Source organism: Pseudoalteromonas sp. GW168-MNA-CIBAN-0100, from assembly GCF_040309225.1.
Classification (GTDB): Bacteria; Pseudomonadota; Gammaproteobacteria; order Enterobacterales; family Alteromonadaceae; genus Pseudoalteromonas; species Pseudoalteromonas arctica.
Map to the genome: position 1 here is coordinate 13,267 of NZ_JBEOOL010000006.1, position 25,550 is coordinate 38,816.

Annotated in this window: 24 protein-coding genes; 15 read left to right on the top strand and 9 right to left on the bottom strand. The window is 40.5% G+C overall.

The window, feature by feature from the left end:
- Window position 1: 1 nt before the first annotated feature.
- Window positions 2-949: an alpha/beta fold hydrolase gene (locus AAEY62_RS04785; RefSeq protein ID WP_350602905.1), complete on the top strand. Its 948-nt coding sequence runs from the start codon at window positions 2-4 to the stop codon at window positions 947-949.
- Here AAEY62_RS04785 and AAEY62_RS04790 read toward each other — a convergent pair.
- Window positions 909-1,826, bottom strand: a complete 918-nt coding sequence (locus tag AAEY62_RS04790) for a cation diffusion facilitator family transporter (protein WP_480342925.1) — start codon at window positions 1,824-1,826, stop codon at window positions 909-911. The genes AAEY62_RS04785 and AAEY62_RS04790 overlap by 41 nt on opposite strands.
- A 110-nt stretch (window positions 1,827-1,936) precedes the next feature.
- Between AAEY62_RS04790 and trmL the strand changes: the two genes are divergently transcribed.
- Window positions 1,937-2,401, top strand: coding sequence for a tRNA (uridine(34)/cytosine(34)/5-carboxymethylaminomethyluridine(34)-2'-O)-methyltransferase TrmL (gene trmL / locus AAEY62_RS04795; protein ID WP_007582820.1), 465 nt, complete (start codon window positions 1,937-1,939; stop codon window positions 2,399-2,401).
- A gap of 69 nt (window positions 2,402-2,470) precedes the next feature.
- Here trmL and gpsA read toward each other — a convergent pair whose 3' ends face one another.
- The 4 genes from gpsA to AAEY62_RS04815 are packed head-to-tail and all read right to left on the bottom strand — an operon-like array spanning window position 2,471 to window position 4,722.
- Window positions 2,471-3,478: an NAD(P)H-dependent glycerol-3-phosphate dehydrogenase gene (gene gpsA, locus AAEY62_RS04800; RefSeq protein WP_007582822.1), complete on the bottom strand. Its 1,008-nt coding sequence runs from the start codon at window positions 3,476-3,478 to the stop codon at window positions 2,471-2,473.
- A 3-nt stretch (window positions 3,479-3,481) separates the two neighbouring features.
- Window positions 3,482-3,967 carry a protein-export chaperone SecB gene (gene secB, locus AAEY62_RS04805; RefSeq protein WP_007582825.1) on the bottom strand — a complete coding sequence of 162 codons (486 nt, stop codon included), beginning with the start codon at window positions 3,965-3,967 and terminating at the stop codon, window positions 3,482-3,484.
- A 34-nt stretch (window positions 3,968-4,001) separates the two neighbouring features.
- On the bottom strand, window positions 4,002-4,259 hold the full coding sequence (grxC, locus tag AAEY62_RS04810; protein ID WP_002957783.1) for a glutaredoxin 3: 258 nt from the start codon (window positions 4,257-4,259) through the stop codon (window positions 4,002-4,004).
- Between the two features lie 31 nt (window positions 4,260-4,290).
- Window positions 4,291-4,722 carry a rhodanese-like domain-containing protein gene (locus AAEY62_RS04815; protein ID WP_002957784.1) on the bottom strand — a complete coding sequence of 144 codons (432 nt, stop codon included), beginning with the start codon at window positions 4,720-4,722 and terminating at the stop codon, window positions 4,291-4,293.
- 603 nt (window positions 4,723-5,325) lie between these two features.
- On the opposite strand from AAEY62_RS04815, the gene gpmM reads away from it, so the two are divergent.
- From gpmM to AAEY62_RS04835, 4 genes are read left to right on the top strand one after another with little or no spacing between them, the layout of a single operon-like run.
- Complete coding sequence (gene gpmM / locus AAEY62_RS04820) at window positions 5,326-6,870, top strand: 2,3-bisphosphoglycerate-independent phosphoglycerate mutase (protein WP_101163289.1); 1,545 nt, start codon at window positions 5,326-5,328, stop codon at window positions 6,868-6,870.
- A gap of 3 nt (window positions 6,871-6,873) precedes the next feature.
- Window positions 6,874-8,013, top strand: coding sequence for a murein hydrolase activator EnvC family protein (locus AAEY62_RS04825; protein WP_024606965.1), 1,140 nt, complete (start codon window positions 6,874-6,876; stop codon window positions 8,011-8,013).
- 34 nt (window positions 8,014-8,047) lie between these two features.
- Complete coding sequence (locus AAEY62_RS04830) at window positions 8,048-9,313, top strand: S41 family peptidase (RefSeq protein ID WP_101163290.1); 1,266 nt, start codon at window positions 8,048-8,050, stop codon at window positions 9,311-9,313.
- A 49-nt stretch (window positions 9,314-9,362) separates the two neighbouring features.
- Complete coding sequence (locus AAEY62_RS04835) at window positions 9,363-10,124, top strand: divergent polysaccharide deacetylase family protein (protein WP_101163301.1); 762 nt, start codon at window positions 9,363-9,365, stop codon at window positions 10,122-10,124.
- Between the two features lie 182 nt (window positions 10,125-10,306).
- On the opposite strand, the gene rpoH is transcribed toward AAEY62_RS04835, so the two are convergent.
- From rpoH to ftsY, 4 genes are all read right to left on the bottom strand, one after another.
- The gene (gene rpoH / locus AAEY62_RS04840; RefSeq protein ID WP_007582838.1) at window positions 10,307-11,170 is read right to left on the bottom strand and encodes an RNA polymerase sigma factor RpoH; all 864 of its coding nucleotides are present in this window, start codon (window positions 11,168-11,170) and stop codon (window positions 10,307-10,309) included.
- 314 nt (window positions 11,171-11,484) lie between these two features.
- Window positions 11,485-12,471, bottom strand: a complete 987-nt coding sequence (ftsX, locus tag AAEY62_RS04845) for a permease-like cell division protein FtsX (protein ID WP_007582840.1) — start codon at window positions 12,469-12,471, stop codon at window positions 11,485-11,487.
- Window positions 12,468-13,145, bottom strand: a complete 678-nt coding sequence (gene ftsE, locus AAEY62_RS04850; RefSeq protein WP_007582842.1) for a cell division ATP-binding protein FtsE — start codon at window positions 13,143-13,145, stop codon at window positions 12,468-12,470. The genes ftsX and ftsE overlap by 4 nt, the downstream gene beginning before the upstream one ends.
- Before the next feature lie 87 nt (window positions 13,146-13,232).
- Complete coding sequence (ftsY, locus tag AAEY62_RS04855; RefSeq protein WP_442960168.1) at window positions 13,233-15,587, bottom strand: signal recognition particle-docking protein FtsY; 2,355 nt, start codon at window positions 15,585-15,587, stop codon at window positions 13,233-13,235.
- Between the two features lie 228 nt (window positions 15,588-15,815).
- Here ftsY and rsmD point away from each other — a divergent pair, with 228 nt between their 5' ends.
- The 9 genes from rsmD to purH all read left to right on the top strand — a co-directional run bounded on the left by rsmD (window position 15,816) and on the right by purH (window position 25,506).
- On the top strand, window positions 15,816-16,421 hold the full coding sequence (gene rsmD / locus AAEY62_RS04860) for a 16S rRNA (guanine(966)-N(2))-methyltransferase RsmD (protein WP_007586536.1): 606 nt from the start codon (window positions 15,816-15,818) through the stop codon (window positions 16,419-16,421).
- A gap of 145 nt (window positions 16,422-16,566) precedes the next feature.
- Window positions 16,567-16,782, top strand: a complete 216-nt coding sequence (gene rpsU / locus AAEY62_RS04865; RefSeq protein ID WP_002957797.1) for a 30S ribosomal protein S21 — start codon at window positions 16,567-16,569, stop codon at window positions 16,780-16,782.
- Window positions 16,783-16,801: 19 nt separating this feature from the next.
- Complete coding sequence (locus AAEY62_RS04870) at window positions 16,802-17,248, top strand: GatB/YqeY domain-containing protein (RefSeq protein ID WP_024590610.1); 447 nt, start codon at window positions 16,802-16,804, stop codon at window positions 17,246-17,248.
- Window positions 17,249-17,492: 244 nt separating this feature from the next.
- Complete coding sequence (dnaG, locus tag AAEY62_RS04875) at window positions 17,493-19,244, top strand: DNA primase (protein WP_007586534.1); 1,752 nt, start codon at window positions 17,493-17,495, stop codon at window positions 19,242-19,244.
- A 124-nt stretch (window positions 19,245-19,368) separates the two neighbouring features.
- Window positions 19,369-21,216 carry an RNA polymerase sigma factor RpoD gene (gene rpoD / locus AAEY62_RS04880; protein WP_007586533.1) on the top strand — a complete coding sequence of 616 codons (1,848 nt, stop codon included), beginning with the start codon at window positions 19,369-19,371 and terminating at the stop codon, window positions 21,214-21,216.
- 67 nt (window positions 21,217-21,283) lie between these two features.
- Window positions 21,284-22,165, top strand: a complete 882-nt coding sequence (prmA, locus tag AAEY62_RS04885) for a 50S ribosomal protein L11 methyltransferase (protein WP_024590609.1) — start codon at window positions 21,284-21,286, stop codon at window positions 22,163-22,165.
- Between the two features lie 281 nt (window positions 22,166-22,446).
- Window positions 22,447-23,418: a tRNA dihydrouridine synthase DusB gene (dusB, locus tag AAEY62_RS04890; protein WP_010553368.1), complete on the top strand. Its 972-nt coding sequence runs from the start codon at window positions 22,447-22,449 to the stop codon at window positions 23,416-23,418.
- Between the two features lie 19 nt (window positions 23,419-23,437).
- Window positions 23,438-23,728 (top strand): DNA-binding transcriptional regulator Fis, encoded by a 291-nt coding sequence (gene fis / locus AAEY62_RS04895; RefSeq protein ID WP_002957804.1) that lies wholly within the window; start codon window positions 23,438-23,440, stop codon window positions 23,726-23,728.
- Window positions 23,729-23,919: 191 nt separating this feature from the next.
- Window positions 23,920-25,506, top strand: coding sequence for a bifunctional phosphoribosylaminoimidazolecarboxamide formyltransferase/IMP cyclohydrolase (purH, locus tag AAEY62_RS04900; protein WP_007586526.1), 1,587 nt, complete (start codon window positions 23,920-23,922; stop codon window positions 25,504-25,506).
- Window positions 25,507-25,550: the final 44 nt, after the last annotated feature.

The window sequence follows — 25,550 nt, forward strand, 5'->3', positions numbered from 1 at the left end:
CATGTTTTATAGTAGTGAGCGTGAGCTTAAGAGTAATCAAATAACAATTAATAACTTTTATAAAAACACGCTAATTAAAGCTTATTTAGATACACCTAACGGGCAACTATTTTATGCTTATGCCGTACCAGATAAAGCCAAAAATGCCATTGTAATAAGCTCTGGGCGCCTTGAAGGGTTAGATAAATATAAAGAGTTGTTATGGGAGCTGTATAACAATAATTTTGCCATATTCATAGCCGATCACCAAGGACAAGGCCGCTCTTATCGCCACCTACTAAATAAGCACAAAGGCCATGTTAATCAATTTAAAGATTACAGCGCAGACCTAAACTTATTTAATACACAAATAGTGGATACTCATTGGCAAGGTAAAAAGGTGTTAGTGAGTCATTCAATGGGCGGCGCCGTAGCATTTGACTATCTTGCGCATTTCGAACACAATTTTAGTGGCGCGTTTTTATCAGCGCCTATGCTTGATATTTATACAAAAAATACACCAAAGCCTTTAGCTAAATTAATAGCAAGTACTGCAACCCTTTTGGGTCAAAAAGACAATTACGCACTAGGGCAAACCGATTACATACCCGATGAGTTTGCTACAAATGTATTAACCAGCAGCCCAGTGCGTTACGAGCTATTTAGGCAAACATATCAAGAAGAGCCATTACTACAGCTCGGCGGTGTTACTTACGGCTGGCTAAATGCGACGTTTGCATTTATAACTTCTGTGGATAACTTAAGCGTGACTATTCCACTTTATATTGCCAGTGCGCAAAACGACGAAGTGGTTGATAACAATGCCCAATATAAATTAGCAAACAGGCACGTAAACACTGTACTTAAAAGCTTTGAAGGCGCTAAACACGAGCTGTTTTTTGAACGTGATGAAATACGCCAGCCATTGCTTAAGAGCTTGTATCAGTTTTGTGAGTCGGTGACGGCTTAACAAGTACCGACAAAGGGTCGAGGTGGATCAGTATATCTACCTCAGACTCAAAGCGTTCTTTAAGCATTGCCTCTACTTCATCAGCCACATTATGTGCGCGAATCAAACTTAAATGATCATCAAGCTCTAAGTGCATTTGGATAAACTTAACTTTTCCGCCTTGGCGCGTACGAATATCATGTACACCATGTACATCAGCATGGGCTCTGGCTATATCAAATATGCTTTGCTTTTCATCATCTGGCAGTTCTTTATCCATTAAATGATCGGCACTATCGCGAGCAATATCCCAGCTGTTATAAAGTAAGTAACCCGCTACACCTATCGCAAAAACAGGATCGGCATACAACACACCATAATAAGCTAACAAAATAGCTAATAGCACAGCGGCATTTAATATTAAATCACCTTTGTAATGTACTGAGTCGGCTTTTATAGCAATTGAATCGGTGTATTTAACTACTTTATTTTGCACAAATACAATGACGAGCGTACACGCAATAGCAAAAATACTTACCCACACACCTAATAAAGAATGGCTTAACTGTATAGGATTAAATAAACGCTCAATACCATGAAAAGCAAGTAGGCAACCTGAGCCTGCAATAAACGCGGCTTGCCCAAGTCCAGCAAGTGCTTCAGCTTTACCGTGCCCAAACCTATGGTCATCATCTGCTGGGCGCAGTGCGTAACCTAACACTAAAAAACTCATGGCGGTGGCAGTAATGTCCATTAACGAATCAGTTAACGAGCCAAGCATTGAAGCCGATCCAGAAGCCAGCCATGCCCATGTTTTTGCGCCAATCATTAAACTAACCATTACCATGGTAACAATGCTTGAAGTTTTAACCCAAAATTCGTAGCTACGGTTATGCACGTTTTAATCCGATAATTAGGAGTACTCAATAGTATGAGTATATCATTTTTTTAAAAGGTTTCGTGTATACTGCCCTTCGTCAAACTACAGATTATTTTATAAGGCTCATTATGCTGGATATTGTTTTATACCAACCTGAAATACCGCCTAACACTGGTAATATTATTCGCCTATGTGCCAATACCGGCTATGCATTACATTTAATTGAGCCGTTAGGTTTTGAGTGGGACGATAAGCGCGTGAAACGTGCAGGACTTGATTATCATGAATTTAGTCATGTTCAACGCCATGCCTCATTTGAAGATTACCTTGAAAAATGTAAACCAAAAAAAATATATGCATGTACAACCAAAGGTAGTCAGTTTCACCATGAAGCAAGTTACGAAGCGGGTGACTGCTTGGTATTTGGCCCAGAGACTCGCGGCTTGCCTGACGATATGATCCAAGCACTGCCAAAAGAGCAGCGTGTGCGTATTCCTATGCAAGCCAATAGCCGCAGCATGAACTTGTCAAACGCAGTAGCTGTGTTTGTTTACGAGTCGTGGCGCCAGTTGGGTTTTCCTAACGCGCAGTAAATAGCTTTGAGCTAAACAACAAAAAACCGACATAACGTCGGTTTTTTAGTTTTATAAACGCTTATAAAATTATTCAGAACGTTGCTCTCGGCCTAATAGCGCCATTGCAGCTTCTTTCATATCTTTATTTTCATAAAGCACTTTATAAATTTGCTCGGTAATCGGCATTTCTACACCGCTACGCTGCGCTAATAAATACACTTCTTTGGTATTTCTAAAGCCTTCCACTACTTGACCAATTGACTCAATAGCAGCATCGACGCTTTCGCCTTTACCCAGGGCTAAACCAAATCGACGATTACGTGATTGGTTATCTGTACACGTTAGTATTAAATCGCCAAGGCCTGCCATTCCCATAAAGGTTTCTGGCTTAGCACCAAGAGCGCAACCTAAACGAGTAAGCTCTGCAAGGCCTCGGGTGATAAGTGCGGTACGCGCATTAGCGCCAAAACCAACACCGTCCGAAATACCGGCACCAATGGCAATTACATTCTTAACCGCACCACCGAGCTGAATACCAATGAAATCATCATTGTTATACACACGGAATGAGCGACCACAATGAAGTAAATCAGCGAGCTGCTGAGCAAATTCAGGCGACGTAGAAGACACTGAAATAGCTGTAGGTGACCCCATCGCCATTTCTTTTGCAAACGTAGGACCCGACAGTACCGCAAGTGGAATGTCATCACCCAATTCTTGCAAAGCCACTTCTTGTAACAAACGTCCAGTATTAGGCTCAAGCCCTTTAGTTGCCCACGCTACTTTAGCACCGTCTTGCAATGCAGGTTTGATCTGCGCAAGTGTGTCGCCAAAAGCATGGCTTGGCACAACAACAAGTACAATAGCGCTGCTAGCAACGGCATGTTGTAAGTTAGCTTCAAGAGTAAGAGTATCTGGAAAAGGAGCATCAGGTAAGTAACGTTGATTTTTCCGCTCAGCTGCAAGCGTGGCAACGTCGTCGCTATTTCTTCCCCAAAGTGTCACGTGGTGACCATTTCGGGCTAAACAAATAGCAAGGGCGGTGCCGTAAGACCCCGCCCCTAATACAGTAACAGCTGTAGTTGCTGTACTCATAAGTTATGCGTCTGCTGAAGCCTGGTCAGCTTGCGCAGTACGTTGTTGCATGTATTGTGCAAATAACGCATCAAAATTAACTGGCGCAAGGTTAAGCTGTGGGAAAGTACCACGGTTAACAAGGTTTGAAACAGCTTCACGTGCATATGGGAACAACACGTTAGGACAAAATGCACCTAGCATGTGCGCAAGTTGCACTTCTTCAACTTCAGCAATGGTGAAAATACCTGCTTGTTGAATTTCACATAAGAACGCAGTTTCTTCACCAAGAGAAGCGGTTACAGTTAGCGCTAAAACAACTTCAAATACACCTTCGTCTAGTTTGTTAGAGCGTGTATCTAGGTCTAGCTTAACTTCTGGCGTCCATTCTTTTTGAAAAATGGCCGGAGAGTTTGGCGTTTCAAACGATACATCTTTAGTGTAAATACGTTGAATAGTAAATTGTGCGCCGTCTTGTGCAGCTGCTACGTTTTGATTTTCTTCGTTCATTGTTATTCCTAACTTGTTCGTTATTATAATTAAATTAAGCGTTTAGCTTAGCGTCAAGTTTACCTTGCGCTTCAATAGCCATCATGTCGTCGCAGCCACCGATATGTTCATCATTAATAAAAATTTGCGGTACTGTGCTTGCACCACCTGCTTTGGCAATCATTTCATCGCGTAGCTCAGGCTGTACACCAATATCATAATTTGTGTATTCAACGCCTTTGCTGTTTAAAAGCGAAAGAGCACGCTGACAAAATGGACAATACGCCTTGGTGTATAAAACAACATTACTCATAATAAATCCTCTATCGGCCTAGCTAAACTGATTAGCGACCTGTTGTAGTTGGTAAGCTGGCAGATTGCCACGCACCCATGCCACCTGCTAATAAGTAAACTCGTTCAAAACCAGCTTTACTCATAGCGGCTGCAGTACCTTGGGCAGTCATACCTGTAGTACATACAACTATAATGGGTTTAGTCTTGTACTTTTCAAGGCTTGAAAAGTCAGATTTTTTCGCATTCTCTGGGCTTAAGTGCTCAGCACCAGAAATACGCCCTGCATTAAACTCTTTTTGCGCACGTATATCGATTACTTGACCGTCATCACGGTTAATAAGTAACGTAAGCTGCTGAGGATTTATTTGACGAACAGCTGAAAGCTTACTCTTTATCCAGCCACTAACAATAAGGAAAACAATACCAACCCAAGCAAGGCTTAAAATGGGATGATTTGTAATAAATTCAATATATTGATCCATTCTACTTCCACTATGAAATTATGTTTTAAACCTAGGGCGTGTTGGCCTTTGTGGATTGAAATTTGTTCAATCTAGGGGCGATTAAATCGCGGCGCGAGATTTGTAACCTAGTGGGCTAAGTAAAAACCGAGCAACAAAGAGGTAATAGTCCCTAGAAAGAACCCAACGGGCAGCGTATGTTTGGTATTTATGCTACGTTATCGCCTATTTATGGGGAGTAACCACACTTCATAGGCTCTGCCTTGCCTAAAAACCAAACATACTGCTGCAAATTCAACCACCAAAGTGCAACACGCCCTAATATTTTAAGGATTTTGTACTTTAGCCACGCAAGTATACCCAAACCAACCTAAAATGCGAGTTTAGGAGCACTTAGAGACGTTTAAAAAACGATAAAGCCCCCCATATATAGTTAACAAGAACTCTGGATAATAAATCTATCTCAAGCAGAGTTCAGGTTAGTCAATGAGGTATAAGTGAAAAAATTTAATATCTTGTTTTCAATGCTGATCCTAGCTTAAAAACACGGTATGCTAAAACCACGCTAATAAACCTTTTAGGTGCACAGTATCCATCAACAGATACTAATTTTCAGGAGCTATTATGACAGAGCATAAAAAACCACTGGTATTAATGATTTTAGACGGTTGGGGATACCGCGAAGATACGCAAAGTAATGCTATTCTTGCAGCTAACACACCGGTATTAGACAATTTATGGGCCACACGGCCACACACATTAATATCAGCTTCGGGTTTAGATGTTGGTCTTCCTGATGGTCAAATGGGTAACTCAGAAGTTGGCCATGTGAACTTAGGTGCTGGTCGCATTGTTTATCAAGATTTTACCCGTATCACTAAAGCAATTAACGATGGCGAATTTGATTCAACCCCAGCCTTAGTTGAAAACATAGATAAAGCGATAAGTGCAGGAAAAGCAGTCCACATAATGGGTCTTTTAAGCCCAGGTGGTGTGCATAGCCATGAAGACCACATAGTTGCTAGCATAAAACTTGCTGCAAAACGTGGCGCTAAAGAAGTTTACTTTCATGGCTTTTTAGATGGCCGCGATACACCTCCACGTAGTGCTAAAGCGTCAATCGAACGTATTGAAGCGTTATTTAGCGAACTTAAATGCGGTCGTTTGGCGTCACTTATTGGCCGCTACTACGCAATGGACAGAGACAACCGTTGGAACCGCGTAGAAAAAGCTTACAACGTAATTGCATTAGCTGAAGGTGACTTTAATTTTGATAACGGCGTAGAGGCACTTAATGCAGCGTACGAGCGCGACGAAAACGACGAATTTGTGGCCGCTACAACCATTACACCAACAGGCGCCGCTCCTGCTTCAATAAACGATGGCGACACGCTAATTTTTGCCAACTTTAGAGCAGATAGAGCCCGCGAAATTACTCGCGCTTTTGTTGAGCCTGATTTTGATGGATTCGCAAGAAAAAGAACGCCAGAGCTTAGTGCATTTGTAATGATGACAGAGTATGCAGCCGATATAGATGCACCTATTGCCTTTGGTTCAACACCGTTAGTAAACGTACTTGGTGAGTGGTTTGAAAAAAATAACAAAACACAGCTTCGCATTTCAGAAACCGAAAAATACGCACACGTTACGTTTTTCTTTAGTGGCGGACGCGAAAGTGAATTTGAAGGCGAAACACGCGAGCTAATTCCTTCGCCGCAAGTTGCAACCTACGACTTACAACCTGAAATGAACTCAGAAATGCTAACCGACAAGCTAGTAGCAGCAATTAAAAGCGGTAAATACGATGCTATTATTTGTAACTACCCTAACGGCGATATGGTTGGTCACTCAGGCGTATTTGAAGCCGCTGTTAAAGCTTGTGAAGCTGTAGATAGCTGTATCGGACGTGTTGTTGATGCACTTGAAGAGTTTGGTGGTGAAGCACTAATAACAGCCGATCATGGTAATGCTGAGCAAATGGCTGATCTTAAAACAGGCCAAGCGCATACTGCCCATACTAGTGAACCGGTACATTTTATTTATGTTGGTCGCGATGCAGAGCCTATGCAAGGTAAGGCATTAAGCGATGTAGCCCCTACAATGCTTCACTTAATGGGCATGGAGCAACCAAGCGAAATGACTGGTACGCCTATCATGATGTTGAAATGACACATGAATAGACGTATTAACCGGTTAATTAAGTGCGGTTTAATACTAACTTCATTAGTGACTGCATCTGCAGTTGCTAATGAGGATCGTACTAAAAAAGACTTATCAGAAGTTCAAAATGCACTTGAGCAAAGCCAAGCTGAGTATAACGCCCAAAGAAAAAAAATAGCGTCGCTACAAAAAAACCTAAAAAGCCATGAACTCGATATAGCTAAAAATGCTAAAGCACTTAACATGGCAGAACAATCAGTAAAAGAAACTAAAACACAGCAAAAAGAGCTACAAAATAAAGCCGATGAGCTCGATAAAAAGCACACTCAATTTCAGAAAATTTTAGCCGCGCAACTTAAAAGCGCCTATATGGCCGGTGGCGACGACTACTCTAAAATGCTGTTAAATCAAGAAGACACTGCAAAATTTGAGCGCACACTTAGTTATTACAACTACTTAAATAAAGCCCGTATTGAACAAATTGAAGATCTAAAAGACCTTCAACAGCAAATAGTACAAAACCAAGAAGAGCTTGTTAAAACACAAGAAAAACTAGCGCTTTTATTTGATGAGCAAAAAAGACGTCAAACTGCATTGCTTAATGCACAAAGTGAACGCCAAGCTAATCTTAAAAATTTACAAGCTCAGCTCAACAGCACCAAAAGTTCAATAAACTATTTAAAAGAAAACCAACAAACTTTAGTAGCAACAATTGAAGAACTCGAAAAAGAAAAAACACAGAAAATTGAATTACTGGGCCTAAATAAAAACAAAGGCAAATTAGACTGGCCGAGCAAAGGCAAGTTAGAGCACACATTCGGCCAACGTAAACATGGTGGTATTGATTGGAAAGGCGTATTAATTGGTGCAAAAGAAGGCACTAATATTAATAGCGTACATAACGGCCAAGTTGTATTTGCCGATTGGCTAAAGGGCTATGGTTGGGTAATTGTTGTAGACCATGGTGAAGGTTTTATGAGCCTATATGGTCATGCCCAAACACTGCTAAGAGATGTAGGCGACATGGTACGCGAAGGCGAAACCCTTGCTTTAGTTGGCCAAAGCGGCGGACAAGCTAGTTCTGGTCTATACTTTGAAATACGCCACAAAGGACGCGCAGTAAATCCTGTAAAATGGTGCAAACGCATTTAATTAAATAAATCGCTGCACCGCTCTGGAGCAGCTGATGACAACTAAAAAAACTGCAGTAATTACCATTGTTCAAAAAAATACAGGCTTTTATATAAGTCTGTATTTACTTGTATTACTAACCTTAATCGCTTTTTCTAGTAACGTACTAGCAAGCTCGATTAAAGATCTTAAAAGACAACAAATAGACGAAATACTCTTTAACATCCATGCCTACTACGTTGAAGATCTCACCTTACAAAATAGCCACCACATTAAATATAATAGCCAACAGTTTGAGCGTTTATATTCAAAGCTCGACTCTTACTCTAAGTACTTAAATGAGCACGAACTAACCTCATTATTTGATAACACAAATGGACGTTACACCGGTATTGGTATTGAGGTTAAAAATATCGACGAGAATATGACTATTGTTAATGTGGTTAATAACTCCCCCGCAAAAGCAGCGGGTATTTTGCAAGGTGATATTATTGTAAGTGTAAACAACCAAGCAGCCCAAAACCTTACAATCGATGAAGTAGCAACACTAATAAGAGACAGTAAATTTTCAAATATAGACCTAATTATAAATCGTGATAACAATAAAAACCCACTCACGTTTCATGTAGCACGCCGCCAAATAAACCTCGAAAGCGTAACAAGTGAACTTCTAGATTTTGGTACTGGTTATATAGCTATCAATAATTTTTCTAACCACACATTACATGAGGTTGCTCTGCAAGTTGCTGCCCTGCAAAGCCACTTTGGTTACCCACTTAAAGGCTTAGTAATTGATTTACGTGATAACCCAGGGGGTACATTACAAAGCGCAGTAGCGGTATCAGACCTATTTTTACAAAGTGGTACTATAGTGACGACTAAAGGACGTTTTTACGATGCCAACCAGGCATTTTATGCAAAGCGTGGAGACATTCTAAAAAATGCCCCCATTGTTGTGCTTATAAATGAAAATTCAGCCTCTGCAGCCGAAATACTTGCAGCAGCACTTAAAGATAATAAACGAGCAACCGTTGTTGGCAGTCAGTCTTTTGGGAAGGGTTCTGTACAATCGCTCATTCCGCTAGGTGACGGCAACACTGCATTAAAGCTCACCACAGCTAAATACTTTACGCCGCTAGGTAAGTCGATTGATGGAATAGGAATAACTCCAGATGTGGCGGTTAATCAAACAAACCTTTCACAAAGTAATAAAGCCGTTATAATAAAAAATGAACACACTAACAGTAACACGCAATTACTTACTGGTAACTTAGCCGACTTACAGTTAGTTAAAGCAAAACAATTACTCAGCATGCAATAGCTTGTATAAGCTGTTAAACAAAGCTAAAAAGATAATAAAAACTATAAACGTGAAAATAATAAAATGGCTAATATTAGCTATTTGTTTTAGCTCAGCAACAATTAGCGCTAAACAAATAGCAATAGTGATAGACGATATAGGCTATCATCAACGGGACTTAGAGTTCCTTTCCTTACCAGGGCAATTGTCGTATTCAATTTTGCCCCATACTCCTTATTCGCAAATTTTTGCAACGCTTGCTAGTCAATCAAACAAAGAGTTATTACTTCATGTACCTATGCAGGCACTTAACGGTAAAGAACTCGGACCTGGCGCGCTTACTTTAAATATGAATAAAGAGCAGCTTCAGCAAACTCTTGGAACAGCTCTCGCTAGTTTACCGCAAGTTAAAGGCGTTAATAACCACATGGGCTCAGCGCTTACGCAAAAAAGCCAAGCTATGAAGTGGACAATGGAAGTACTTAAAAAGCGCCATTTATATTTTTTAGATAGCCGCACAACCGATTTAAGCCAAGCACAAAGTGCTGCTAACTTTTTAGGTGTTGCCAATATTAGTCGCCAAGTGTTCTTAGACAATATAACTACACCAGAACAACTCCAGCTAAGGCTGGAAGAATTAAAACAACTAGCCATCACTCATAATTCCGCTATTGCAATTGCTCATCCCTACCCAGAAACCATCGAGTTTTTACGCCGTGCCTTACCCGAGCTAACTAAGCAAGGTTTTGAGCTTGTGCCGGTTTCACAGCTGGTTGAGCGTAAATACATTCAGTTAGCGCAAGCTGAGGGAAAAGAGATTAGTGCTAGGTGATATAAGCTTTAAATAAAGCTATATCCGAATGATAAACTAACTATTCAATAATGCAGAGTATCGGTATTACTTGATAGGATATTTTATCGTTGGGTTTCGCTTCTCTCAAACCAACTGACGCGAAAGCAAAAAGCCCCGCATTTTCATGCAGGGCTTTTTAAATTTTGCAGCTTGAACTGTGTTTAGCTCATAGCGCTTTGTAATTTTTTCATCGCTGTTTTTTCAAGCTGGCGAACACGTTCAGCAGATACACTGTACTTTTGTGCAAGCTCTTGAAGAGTCGCTTTATCATCCGACAACCAACGTGCGCTAACAATATCTTGTGAACGTTCGTCTAGTGTTTTAAGTGCGCTAAATAAACGAGTATGCGCTTGCTCTTTCCACTGCTCTTGTTCAACGTCGTCAGCTAAATCAGCTGCGCCATCTGTTAAATATTGTACTGGAGAGTACGTGCTTGTTGGTGCGTCGTCGTTATCGTCGCCCGTTAGGTCAAAGCCCATGTCTTGGCCGCTCATGCGCGATTCCATTTCACGTACTTCTTTTTCACTCACACCTAGCTCGCTAGCAACGGTGCTAACCTCAGCTTGATTAAACCAACCTAAACGCTTTTTGTTTTTACGGAGATTAAAAAACAATTTACGTTGCGCTTTAGTGGTTGCAACTTTAACTATGCGCCAATTTTTAAGCACAAACTCATGAATTTCGGCTTTAATCCAATGCACTGCAAACGATACTAAACGTACACCGACTGTAGGGTCAAAACGTTTAACCGCTTTCATCAGGCCTATATTACCTTCTTGAATAAGGTCAGCTTGTGGTAAGCCGTATCCCGAGTAGCCTTTAGCAATATGTGCTACAAAGCGTAAATGCGACATAATGAGTTGCTTGGCAGCACTAAGATCGCCTTCTTCCTGAAGCTTTTTAGCAAGTTCTTGCTCTTGTTCAACTTTAAGCATAGGAATAGTGCTTACCGCTTGAAGGTAACCGTCCATGCTTGCGCTTTGTTGTCCGACTGTAAGTGCCATTGCGTATAAATCTTTACTCATTTTTCACCTCGGTGATAAACATTTGAAACTATCTTAGCACTCTTTCTTTAAGAGTGCTAACCCCAATTTAAAACTTTTTTAAAGTATAAATCAAGCAGTTTTTAGTATGTGTTTAGTCTACTACAAGCGACTGAATAAGTGATGAATTGAGGGGCTGCAGCAGGTTAACCTCGCTGCATCACCTTATTTACAACTCATTACTTCATGGGAGGATAGTACATAAATATGACAGTTTTAATAACAGGAGGTACAACCCAGTTCGGTACGATACGCATATCAAGCTGGGTTGGTTCACTTATAGTTTGCAGGATTGTTTATACTTTATCGGGTTCTATTTCTTTAATATATCGATTTACAGAAAGGTACGAGCCTACAAATCCTAAGCTTGTTGCAAGTAACACTAAAAAGCCGAGCTCATTAAGCGATAATCCAATTAACGAGAAGCTTGTTTGATACACCCCCGCTACACTGCTCACAGCGCTTGAAAGCCACCACATCATTAGTCCTACGCATATAAAGGCAAATAAACCACCTATTACACCATACCAAATACCGGTCCACAAAAATGGGGCATGTATAAAGGTGTTAGTTGCGCCGACTAGCTTCATTACTTGTATTTCTTCTTTTTTATCCATGATCGACAAACGGATGGTGTTACCAATAATAAGCGTCACTGAGGTAAGCAGTAATAATGCGATGGTTATTACACTTTCTTTCAGTAAATCTAGTAATGCATTTAAACGCTCTAGCCACGCTATATCGAGCTTACCAAAATCAACTTCACGTTCACTTTCTAATTTAGTTAGCAGTACTTTAGCCGCATTTGGGTGTCTGTGACGTTTTGTAGGAGTAACAAGTACCACATCAGGTAATGGGTTTTTATCTAAGTACTCTAAAGCTTGCCCAAAGCCAGATACGTCTTTAAATTCTGTTAGTGCTTTTTGCTTTGATATAAATTCAACGCTTTCCACTTCTGGATAAAGTGCTAAACGCTTTACTAATGTTTGCGTTTCTTGCTCGTTCATACTTTCTTTTACAAACAACGATATTTCACTCGCTTCTTCAAAACCACTACTTACTTGCTGTACGTTTTTAACAACGAGATAAAGTGTTGCAGGTAACGTTAGGCTCAAACCAAGTACAGCAATAGTCATCATAGATGCAAGCGGCGTACGCCACATTTCACCTAAGCTATGAACACCTTGGCGAAAAATATTAATAATGAAAAAATAACCGCCAGCTAATACTGATTTTTTTTGCTTGTCGTTACTATTTTGACGACTTTTAAAAAGTAAACTCATAGTGCTCCCTCAGCGAGCGGATCTTGAAGCATGCGGCCATCTTTTAAGGTTAGACTGCGGTACTTCATACGTGCAACCAAACCTAAGTCATGCGTCGCTATAAGAACAGTGGTGCCGTGTTTATTAAAGTCCTCAAACAGCTTTAGGATTTCCATTGAAAGCTCAGGGTCTAGGTTACCTGTAGGCTCATCGGCTAACAGAATTGGCGGGGAATTTACGATTGCTCTGGCAATACCAACACGTTGCTGCTCGCCTCCAGAGAGCATAGACGGATGACATTTTATTTTGTCTATCAGGCCTACTTTATCAAGCGCACCATGAACACGTTTAGCTATTTGCTTATGGTGAGTACCCTCAATAATAAGAGGCAGTGCCACGTTATCAAAAATAGTATAGCGCTCTAGTAAACGGTGGTTTTGAAAAATAATACCTATATCACGGCGAGCATAAGGAATTTGACGCGAGTTTACTTTATTTAAATCAACACCGTTGATAAATACACTGCCTGCCGATGGACGTTCCATTAAGCTAATTAACTTAAGCAACGTACTTTTACCCGCACCACTGTGGCCGGTTAAAAAGGCAAGTTCACCCGGTTTAACATGAAAATTAACTTTTTCGAGGGCGCGGTGCCCTCCAGGATAAGTCTTACTTACTTGCTGAAAATTTATCATCTTTTTATTATGCCAATTCAATTAGTTTACTAATAAAATTGGTATTCCTCGCAATTAAAAAGGGAGCAAGCTCCCTCTTTTGGTAAATTAAACGTCGTCCTCATCTTGGCTAAATAACGCATCAATAAAGTCATCGCTTTTAAAAGCGCGTAAATCATCAATACCTTCGCCAACACCAATGTAACGAATTGGAATATTAAACTTATCTGCAACCGCAAAAATAACACCACCCTTTGCAGTTCCATCAAGTTTTGAAAGCGTAATACCAGTTAAGCCAACGCATTGATTAAATAAGTTCACTTGGCTAATTGCATTTTGACCTGTGCCAGCATCAATGGTTAGCATCACTTCGTGCGGCGCATCAGGATCAATTTTTTTCATAACACGAGCTATTTTTTCAAGCTCCTGCATTAAGTTATCTTTATTTTGCAAGCGACCCGCTGTATCTGCAATTAACACATCTATATTACGTGCTTTTGCAGCTTGGAATGCATCAAAAACAACCGATGCACTATCTGCACCCGTATGCTGTGCAATAACAGGAATGCTGTTACGTTCACCCCAAACCTGAAGTTGCTCAACAGCAGCCGCTCTAAACGTATCGCCAGCAGCCAGCATAACCGACTTACCTTCGCTTTGAAATTGCTTAGCCATCTTACCAATAGTCGTTGTTTTACCAACGCCATTTACGCCCACCATTAAAATAACAAATGGCTTCTTATCTTTGGTAATTACTAAAGGCTGTTCAGCCGTTTTTAGCATCGCCGCCATTTCTTGTTTCATTAACTCATAAAGCGCATCACCATCTTTTAACTGCTTACGGTTTGCAGCATCAGTTAAGCTATCAATCAACTTCATGGTGGTATCAACGCCTAAATCGGCGGTGAGTAGCTGTGTTTCAAGATCTTCAAATAATTCGTCATCTATTTTTTTACCACTAAAAATAGATGCAAAGCCAGAACCTATATTAACGCGAGTTTTTAACAAGCCCTTTTTAAGACGAGAGAAAAACCCTTCTTTTTTCGGCTTTTCTGCTTTTTTAGCTTCTTTAGCTTCTTCAATTGCAAGTTCTGCTGTGATACGTTCTTGTTCTAAACGCTCATTTTCTGCTTTTTCAGCAGCAATGCGTTCTTGCTCTAAACGCTCGTTTTCTGCTTTTTCCGCTGCAATGCGCTCTTGCTCTAAACGTTCATTTTCTGCTTTTTCAGCCGCAATGCGCTTTTGCTCTAAACGTTCATTTTCTGCTTTTTCAGCAGCAATGCGTTCTTGCTCTAAACGTTCATTTTCTGCTTTTTCAGCCGCAATGCGCTCTTGCTCTAAACGCTCGTTCTGAGCTTTCTCAGCCGCAATACGTTCTTGTTCTAAACGTTCATTTTCAACTTTGTCAGCAGTAATACGCTCTTGCTCTAAAAGCATTTGTGCTTCTTGTTCTGCTAAACGTTTTGCTTGATCTTGTCTTTGTGCTTCAGCATCTGCTTGTTCTTTTGCTAATAACTCAGCATTCGCTTGCTCTATTGCAAGCTTTTCAGCCTTTACAGCTTCATCCTTTTTTTCAAGGCGTATTTGCTCTAGTCGCTCAGCCTCTATTTTTTCTGCAGCCAATCGCTCTTGCTCTAACAGCATCTGCGTTTCTTGATCGGCTAAACGTTGTGCATGTTCTTGTCTTTGCGCTTCTGCATCAGCTTGTTGTTTTGCAAGTAATTCAGCATTGGCCTGCTCAATGGCAATCTTTTCCGCGTTTTCAGCACGCTCTTGCTCTAAACGTTTTGCTTCAATTTGTTCAGAAGCAATACGCTCCAGCTCTAAGCGCTCTGTTTCGGCCTCTGCTTTTAAGCGTTCAGCTTCAGCTTGCTCCTGTGCTAGCTTTTCTTGCTCTAAACGTTTTGCTTCAATTTGTTCAGAAGCAATACGCTCCTGCTCTAAGCGCTCTGTTTCGGCTTCTGCTTTTAAACGTTCAGCTTCAGCTTGCTCCTGTGCTAGCTTTTCTTGCTCTAAACGTTTAGCTTCAATTTGTTCAGCAGCAATACGCTCCTGCTCTAAGCGCTCTGTTTCGGCTTCTGCTTGTAAACGTTCAACTTCAGCTTGCTCCTGTGCTAGCTTTTCTTGCTCTAAACGTTTAGCTTCAATTTGTTCAGCAGCAATACGCTCCTGCTCTAAGCGCTCTGTTTCGGCCTCTGCTTTTAAACGTTCAGCTTCAGCTTGCTCCTGTGCTAGCGTTTCTTGCTCTAAACGTTTAGCTTCAATTTGTTCAGCAGCAATACGCTCCTGCTCTAAGCGCTCTGTTTCGGCTTCTGCTTGTAAACGTTCAGTTTCAGCCTGCTGTGCAAGTTTTTCTTGCTCTAGCTTCTGCGCTTCTTCTTGCGCTAATGCTTGTTGTTTATCAGCGGCTGCTTTTTGCTCTGCTTCTTTTTTATCTGACTTGCCAAAACCGAGCCACGACATGAATTTACTTTTTTTTGTCATACTTGCTAATAACCACTTATAAAAATCTGATAAACTAAAATTTGAAATAGCTTGGCAATGCCCAGCAATAGTTGCTAATAAATACAACCATTCAAAACGTAAGTGTTCAATAGTAACACTTTTAATACGGTTGAAAAATGAAGCTACACGTAATCACCCATAATATTATCTGAGCTAGATACCATATACCATTTTTTAGTGAGCTAAATGAGAAAAAAAACAACGCAAAATAAAGCTACTAACAAGCCCAGTGATGGCTTTATTAGAGTGATTAGTGGCCAATTTCGAGGCCGAAAACTCCCTGTTAAAAATGTAGAAGGCTTAAGACCTACTACCGATCGAATTAAAGAAACTGTATTTAATTGGCTAATGCAAGATACGCGTGACACAAATGTACTTGATTGTTTTGCAGGTTCTGGTGGGTTAGGATTTGAAGCGCTATCTCGATTTGCTAAAAACGCCACATTTATCGAGCTCGACTCGTCAGCTGCCAAGCAATTAGAACAAAACATTAGCACTTTAAAGCTCGACAACGCATACGTTAAACATACTAATTCACTCTCCTTTTTAGAGCAAAAAAACACAAACGAAGCGTTTAATCTTGTATTTGTTGACCCACCATTTCGTAAAGATTTAGCGCAAACAACCTGCGATTTATTAGAAAAAAACCAATGGTTAAGCGATGATGCATTAATTTATGTTGAAGTAGAAACAGAGTTAACCACCTTCAAGAACCCGAGCAACTGGTTGTTAATTAAAGAAAAAAAGGCAGGCCAAGTGTTTTGCAAACTCTACCAGCGCCAAGCAAATTAATACTGTTTTACATGATGCGTTTCTGTTAATATTGTCCTTTACATGTGGTGTTGCTTCGGATTACAATACCGCACCATTTTTGAACCACTTGATCAATGTTTGATCAACTTGAGCAACGCTCATAATTTAGGTAGGTGAATTTTTAATGCCAGTAATTAAAGTAAGAGAGAACGAACCGTTTGACGTAGCACTTCGTCGCTTCAAGCGTTCATGTGAAAAAGCAGGAATCCTTTCAGAAGTTCGTCGTCGCGAGCACTATGAAAAACCAACAGCTGAGCGTAAGCGTAAAAAAGCTGCTGCAGTAAAACGTCACATGAAAAAACTTTCTCGTGATAACGCACGTCGCGTTAAATTATACTAATATATTAGGTCTTGTATAAATGAGCCTTTTAATAACGCTAAAAGATGCGCAAAAAGATGCGATGAGAGCTAAAGACAAATTACGTCTTAACCCTATTCGTATGGTACTTGCTGCAATCAAGCAACGTGAAATTGACGAGCGCATAGAACTAGACGACGCAGGTATTACCTCCGTTATAGTGAAGCTTGTTAAACAACGTCGTGACTCTTACACTCAGTACAAAGATGCTGGGCGTGATGATTTAGCTGATATTGAAGCCAATGAAATAGTAGCACTTGAAACTTTCTTACCTCAAAAATTGAGTGAAGAAGAAATCATTGCTCTCATTGATGCGGCTATTGCTGATACTAACGCAGCAGGTATGCAAGACATGGGTAAAGTAATGGGTATAATCAAAAGCAAAGCCGAAGGTCGTGCCGATATGGGCAAAATCTCTGGTTTAATTAAGCAACGATTAACTGCCTAATACTCCCACATACATTAAAGTATGATTGAAGTGAACCGAGCCTTGCGCTCGGTTTCTTTGTTTTTAACTTTAATAAAAAGTACACCTACTAGGTTACTTTAAAATGAAATTTTTTATAGCTTCCCTATTTATTTTGCTATCATTTTGGTAAGTTAAAGCACGCTATACTTTGCATCAAGCAAGTATAAAAAAGTAAATTTCATATTCGTTATTCTTCTTATTATTTCAGGACTGTATTTTACTAATGGCTGGAAAGATCCCACGTAACTTTATAGACGATTTACTTGCCAGAACCGATATTGTCGACCTGATAGACTCAAAAGTAGGTCTAAAAAAAGCAGGTAAGGATTATCAAGCTTGCTGCCCATTTCATAACGAAAAATCGCCCTCATTTACCGTATCGCAAGACAAACAGTTTTATCATTGCTTTGGTTGTGGTGCTAATGGTAATGCTATTTCGTTTGTAATGGAGTATGAAAAGCTTGAGTTTGTAGATGCTATTGAAGAAATAGCAAGCATGCTTAACTTAGAAGTACCTCGAGAACAAGGCACAAACTCAGCACCAGAACGTACTGCTGCGCAAAAGCGCTCTGATTACGATTTAATGCTTCATACTGCGCGCTTTTATCAGCACCAATTAAAACACCACAGTAATTCTGCCGCCGTTATTGAATATGTAAAAGGTCGTGGTTTAAGTGGTGAAACAGTTAAAAAGTTTATGATTGGCTACGCCCCCAGCGAATGGGATGGATTATGTCTTCAGCTTGGCCGTAATAAAGAACAAAAAGAGCAATTAGTTGAATTAAAGCTAGCTTCAGAAAAAACACCAGGCAGACAATTTGATTTTTTCCGCGACCGATTAATGTTCCCTATTCGCGATAAACGCGGACGCGTTATTGCATTTGGTGGGCGTGTAATGCAAGCCGACCAAGGGCCAAAATATTTAAACTCGCCGGAGACCCGAATTTTTCATAAAGGCTTTGAGCTTTACGGACTTTATGAAGCAAAGCAAGCCCATAAAAAACTTGAGCATGTAATGGTTGTGGAAGGTTACATGGATGTTGTTGCCTTAGCCGAGCAAGGGATTGAATATGCCGTTGCATCACTAGGTACCGCAACAACAAGCGAGCACATGCATACGCTGTTTAGAACAACAGATAAAGTAATCTGTTGTTACGATGGCGACAGAGCTGGCCGTGATGCAGCTTGGAGGGCGCTTGAAAACGCACTTCCTTATTTAAATGACGGTAAAGCACTGCAATTTACTTTTTTACCCGATGGCGAAGACCCTGACTCTCTTGTACAAAAAGAAGGTAAGGAGCAATTCGAATTGCGCCTAAGCCAAGCAGATGACTTTACCAAAGTATTGTTTAATAAATTAAGCCAAGAAGTTGATTTAACACTCGACTCAGGAAAAGCTAAATTACTCAGTGCAGCACTTCCACTCATTGAAAAAATCCCAAGTGAATTTTATCAAGAAAACATTCTTGAACAGTTAGGGCGTTTAATCGGAAGAACGCGTGAGCAATTAAATAACCGTTTAAAAACGCCAAAGCAACAGCATTCGATTGAACGTAAGTTTAAAATAACACCAATGCGTCAAGCGATTGGTATTTTAATTCAACATCCTAATTTGGCTAAAAATGTGCCATATTTGCCTGAACTCGCACAAATGAATATTGCTGGTATAGGGCTATTATTACGCTTACAAGAGCAAGCTTTAGAAAAAGAAAGCATTACCACAGCGCAACTACTCGAATTTTTTAGAGGAACTGAAGATTACGAGCCCTTAATCAAGCTTGCAACGTGGCAACACGACATAAATGAAGAGCGTTTAGAGACGGTTTTTAAAAATACTTTCAAGTTTATTGAAGATCAGTGTTTAAATTATCGACTCGAGACCCTATTAATAAAGGACAAGACACAAGGCCTTAGTAGCGACGAAAGACTTGAGTGTCATTTGTTAATGACAGCGTTAAAAGCCACTAACAGCTAGTCAAAATTGATTTAAACTGTTATACTGTGCTATTCACTGCGTCACATTATTCTAGTTGGCTTTAATGCAAACTACATGATGGCGCCTGTTGTATCAACTTATCAGAGTGGAAGAAACAATCTCTATGGATCCAACTCCTCAGTCACAATTAAAACTTCTGATTCAAAAAGGTAAAGAGCAAGGCTACTTAACTTTTGCAGAAGTAAATGATCACCTTCCACAAGACATTATAGACTCAGATCAAGTAGAAGATATCATAAGCATGATTAATGATATGGGTATCAAGGTTAGCGAAAACGCGCCTGATGCTGATGAATTAATGATGCAAGAAACAACGACAGACGAAGACGCAGCTGAAGCTGCCGCTGCAGCCCTTGCGACTGTAGAAAAAGAAATCGGCCGTACAACGGATCCGGTTCGCATGTACATGCGTGAAATGGGTACTGTTGAACTTCTTACACGTGAAGGCGAAATTGTAATCGCTAAACGTATCGAAGAAGGCATTAACCAAGTACAGATTTCTGTTGCAGAGTACCCTGAAGCAATCACTTACCTGCTAGAGCAGTGGGATAAGTTTGAAGCTGAAGAAATGCGTTTAAGCGATATCATCGTTGGATTTATCGATCCTAATGAAGATACAGCGCCAATTTCAGCAACTAATATCGGTTCAGAATTAAGTGCTAAGCAACTTGATGACGATAAAGATGACAAAGATGATGCTGATAGCGATGACGAAGATGAAGAAGAAGTAGACACAGGGCCAGATCCTGAAGAAGCGCGCATTCATTTTGAAAATTTACGTGATTTATACAATAAAGCACGTGATACGTTTGAAGCTAAAGGTCGTTCGCATCCTGAATCACAAGCCGCCATTTTTGAAATTGGTGAGCTTTTCAGAACCTTTAAATTAATACCTAAACAGTTTGACCGCATGGTAAATAACATGCGTGAAATGATGGATCGTGTTCGCGTTCAAGAACGTCTAATCATGAAACAAGCTGTACAAATTGCTAAATTACCGAAGAAAACATTCGTTAAGCATTTTGCTAACAACGAAACTGACGCTTCATGGGTAGATTTAGAAATTTCAGGTAACGAAAAGTATTCAGCTAAACTTGAAGAAGTTAAGCCAGAAATCATTCGTAGCATTAATAAACTATCTGTTATTGAACAAACAACAGGTTTAAGCATTGAGCGTATTAAAGACATTAACCGTCGAATGAGCATTGGTGAAGCGAAAGCACGCCGTGCAAAAAAAGAAATGGTTGAAGCTAACTTACGTCTTGTAATCTCAATAGCTAAAAAATATACAAACCGTGGCTTACAATTCTTGGATTTAATTCAAGAAGGTAACATTGGTCTGATGAAAGCAGTTGATAAGTTTGAATATCGCCGTGGTTATAAGTTCTCTACTTATGCTACGTGGTGGATACGTCAAGCAATCACTCGCTCTATTGCTGACCAAGCAAGAACAATCCGTATTCCAGTACATATGATTGAAACGATTAATAAACTTAACCGTATTTCTCGTCAAATGTTACAAGAAATGGGTCGTGAGCCAAATCCAGAAGAATTAGCAGAACGCATGATGATGCCTGAGGATAAAATCCGTAAGGTACTTAAGATTGCTAAAGAGCCAATTTCAATGGAAACACCAATCGGTGATGATGAAGATTCTCACTTAGGTGACTTTATCGAAGATACAACTATTGATTCGCCAATTGATTCGGCAACAATGGAGTCTCTTCGTGGCGCAACTAACGATGTACTTGCAGGCCTAACAGCCCGTGAAGCTAAAGTACTACGTATGCGTTTTGGTATTGATATGAATACCGACCACACCTTAGAAGAAGTAGGTAAACAGTTTGACGTAACACGTGAACGTATTCGTCAAATAGAAGCGAAAGCGCTGCGTAAATTACGCCACCCTTCTCGCTCAGATTTACTGAAAAGCTTTTTAGACGCTAAATAATTTAGCGCTACTATATAAACTAAAAAGGCCGCTATAGCGGCCTTTTTTCTATTTGAAGGAAATAATCATGGCTTGGATCCAAATTCGTATTAACGCCAATGCTGCAACAGCAGATGCAGTAAGTGACCTATTAATGGAAGCGGGTAGTGCTTCAGTAACCTTTATTGACGCAAAAGACACCCCTATTTACGAACCCAAAATTGGCACCGTTGTATTTTGGGCTGATACAACAGTAATTGGCTTGTTTGAAGCTAATCACGATATGAATGCAGTCGTTGCGTTATTGAAACGCCATGATGAACTAAAAGACAATTTAGTATACAAAATAGAGCAGCTTGAGGATAAAGACTGGGAACGTGAATGGATGGATAACTTCCACCCTATTCAATTTGGTGAAAGACTATGGATTTGTCCAAGCTGGCGCGACATTCCAGATCCTGATGCAGTAAATGTACTGCTTGACCCTGGCCTTGCTTTTGGTACGGGCACACATGCAACAACGGCCTTGTGTCTTAAGTGGTTAGAAAGCCAAGATCTAACAGGTAAAACGGTTGTTGATTTTGGTTGTGGCTCAGGCATTTTAGGTATTGCAGCTATAAAACTAGGCGCAGAGCGCATGATTGGGATTGATATTGATCCTCAAGCGCTTGAGGCAAGCCTCGATAATGCTAACCGCAATGGCGTTGCAGACAAACTTGAAGTATACCTTCCAGAAAACCAACCTGAGTTTACCGCCGACATAGTAGTGGCAAATATATTAGCCCAGCCACTTCGTGAATTGCACAGTGTAATTTTAGGTTTATTAAAGCCTGGCGGCAAAATTGCCATGTCGGGTATTTTAGAAGAACAAGCACAATCAGTTGCTGATATTTATGCACCGTTTATTGAACTAGATGATATTGCCGTTGAAGGTGATTGGACTCGAGTAAGTGGCACTAAAAAAGCGTAATAAACTGCATAACCAAATTTAGAGCATTAACTCAAAACCTGCATGTAAAGCCTGTATTTAACAGGCTTTACTATTTTTTTACATATTAAAAGTTTTCTGATTATTGTGTAAAAAATAAAACTTGTATAAATTTCAAACAAATCAACCTACTTGTCATGTGGTTATCAAATGTCAATACGAAAAGGGCAAAAAAAAGTTACTTTTGTTCAATTTATAGCCTTTGATTTTTGTGAAAAAAACCGTAAACTTAGCGCCCCTTGAAAAGAGGCCTATTGAATATAGTGCGTATCGGTAAATACCAACTTGAGAATAATGTAATTGTCGCGCCAATGGCTGGCATTACAGACAGACCATTTAGACAACTTTGCCGTCGTTTAGGCGCGGGGCTTGCTGTGTCTGAAATGCTATCGTCTAATCCTAAGGTTTGGAAAACGGAAAAGTCGATGAACCGTATGGATCACAGCGGTGAGTCGGGTATACGCGCTGTGCAAATTGCAGGAGCAGATCCTGAGCTTATGGCGCAGGCCGCACAATTCAATGTTGCTAACGGTGCACAGATCATAGATATCAATATGGGGTGCCCAGCAAAAAAAGTGAACAAGAAACTCGCAGGCTCTGCCTTATTACAGTTTCCTGAACTTGTGGAAGAGATTATTGATGCAGTCGTTAATGCTGTTGATATACCTGTGACACTTAAAATCCGTACAGGATGGGATCCGGATAACCGTAATGGTGTAGAGATTGCGAGAATAGCTGAACGTTATGGCATTGCATCACTTGCTGTACATGGGCGTACGCGCGCATGTATGTACAAAGGTGATGCTGAGTACGCCACGATTAGGGATATAAAACGTTCAGTGTCGATTCCTGTTGTTGCAAATGGTGATATTACATCACCAGAAAAAGCAAAACAGGTTTTAGACTATACGGGTGCAGATGCCATTATGATTGGCCGAGCCGCCCAAGGTCGCCCTTGGATATTTAGGGAGATAGACCACTATTTGCGAACTGGGGAACACTTACAGCCGCCTGCTATTGCAGAGGTGCGCAGTATTTTAATGGAGCATTTAACAAACCTCCATCTGTTTTACGGTGAGCCAATGGGAGCGCGAATTGCTCGCAAACATGTATCTTGGTATTTGCAAACCCATGACAGTGATGGTCAGTTTAGGCGAGTATTTAATGCGCTCGACAACCCACAAGCACAGGTCGTCGCATTAGAGCAATACTTTAAAACACTAGCAGCTAACTAAGAAAGAAAGAGACTTAATAATGTTCGAACAAAACGTGACTTCTCCATTTATCACTAACCCTCATGTTCAGTCACACGAGAAACCGCAGCCATTGCGTGATGCAGTAAAAAAAGCTGTTCACCACTATTTAAAGCAGCTTAACGGTCAAGATGTGCAAGACGTTTACGACCTTGTTCTTTCAGAGCTAGAAGCGCCATTACTTGAAGAAGTGATGACATATACACGTGGTAACCAAACTCGTGCAGCAATTTTACTAGGTATCAACCGTGGTACTTTACGTAAAAAGCTTAAAAAATACGGCATGAACTAATATGCTGGCTGTGATTTATCACAGCTAATTATTAAAAAAGCACCCTAGGGTGCTTTTTTTATGCCCGTAGTTTAATAGCCGAGTTGCAAAATGCTCACCCTCATCGGCGCTTTATAAGTCGTTTTTTGAGTTGTAATCAGTTAAAATGCCCGCTTCTAAGCTAGCTCATTAACTGAGGAAATCAAACTACAATGGATACTCATCGTCCCATTCGTCGCGCACTATTAAGTGTGTCTGATAAAACCGGTATTGTTGAATTTGCCCGCGCACTAGAAGCGCAAGGCGTTGATATATTATCAACTGGCGGCACATGTAAACTACTTGCTGATAACGGCATAAAAGTGACTGAAGTATCAGATCACACAGGCCACCCTGAAATCATGGATGGTCGCGTAAAAACTCTTCACCCAAAAATTCACGGCGGCATATTAGCCCGTCGCGGACAAGATGAAAGCGTAATGGCAGATAACAACATTTCTGCTATCGACATAGTTGTAGTTAACTTATACCCCTTTGCGAATACAGTCGCTCAAGAAAACTGCAGCCTTGAAGATGCTATTGAAAATATTGATATTGGCGGCCCTACAATGGTTCGTGCAGCCGCTAAAAACCACAAAGACGTAACAATCGTGGTAAACGCGAGTGACTACGACCGTGTTATTAGTGAAATGCAAAACAATAATGGCTCTACTACATATAAAACACGTTTTGACTTAGCGATTGCAGCTTACGAGCACACTGCCGCATACGATGGCATGATTGCTAACTACTTCGGTAAAATGGTTCCTGATTACACCGAGGAAGCTGCTGTAGAGACTAAATTCCCACGTACTATCAATATGCAGTTCACTAAAAAGCAAGATATGCGTTACGGTGAAAACTCACATCAAGATGCTGCTTTTTATGTTGAAAGTGACATTGCTGAAGCATCAGTTGCAACAGCAACTCAATTGCAAGGTAAGGCCCTTTCGTTTAACAACATTGCAGATACCGATGCAGCACTTGAATGTGTTAAAGAATTTGACGTACCTGCGTGCGTAATTGTAAAACATGCTAACCCGTGTGGTGTTTCAATTGGGGACAATATTCTACAAGCATACGAGCGCGCTTTTAAAACAGACCCTACATCAGCATTTGGTGGCATTATTGCCTTTAACCGAGAGCTAGATGCAGCAACGGCACAAGCAATTGTTGACCGTCAGTTTGTTGAAGTAATTATCGCACCTAGTATTTCGAGCGACGCTGCAAAAATTGTTGAAGCTAAAAAGAACGTTCGTTTATTAGAATGTGGACAGTGGACAGGTAAAGCCGCTGGCCAAGATATTAAACGCGTTAACGGCGGTATTTTAGTTCAAGACCGCGATTTAGGCATGGTAACGCAAGGCGATTTAAAAGTTGTTTCTAAACGTCAACCTACAGAGCAAGAGCTTAAAGATTTACTATTTTGCTGGAAAGTAGCTAAGTTTGTTAAATCAAACGCAATTGTTTATGCCCGTGACGGTATGACCATTGGTGTAGGCGCAGGCCAAATGAGCCGCGTATACTCAGCTAAAATTGCAGGCATAAAAGCTGCAGACGAAAACCTTGAAGTTAAAGGTTCAGTTATGGCGTCTGATGCATTCTTCCCATTCCGTGATGGAATTGACGCAGCAGCAGCCGCTGGTATTACTGCGGTAATTCAGCCAGGTGGCTCAATGCGTGATGAAGAAGTGATTGCAGCTGCTGATGAAGCTGGCATGGCAATGGTACTTACTGGTATGCGCCATTTCCGCCACTAATCACACGAAGGGTTAAACGTTGGTTTAACCCTTTTTGTTTGCTA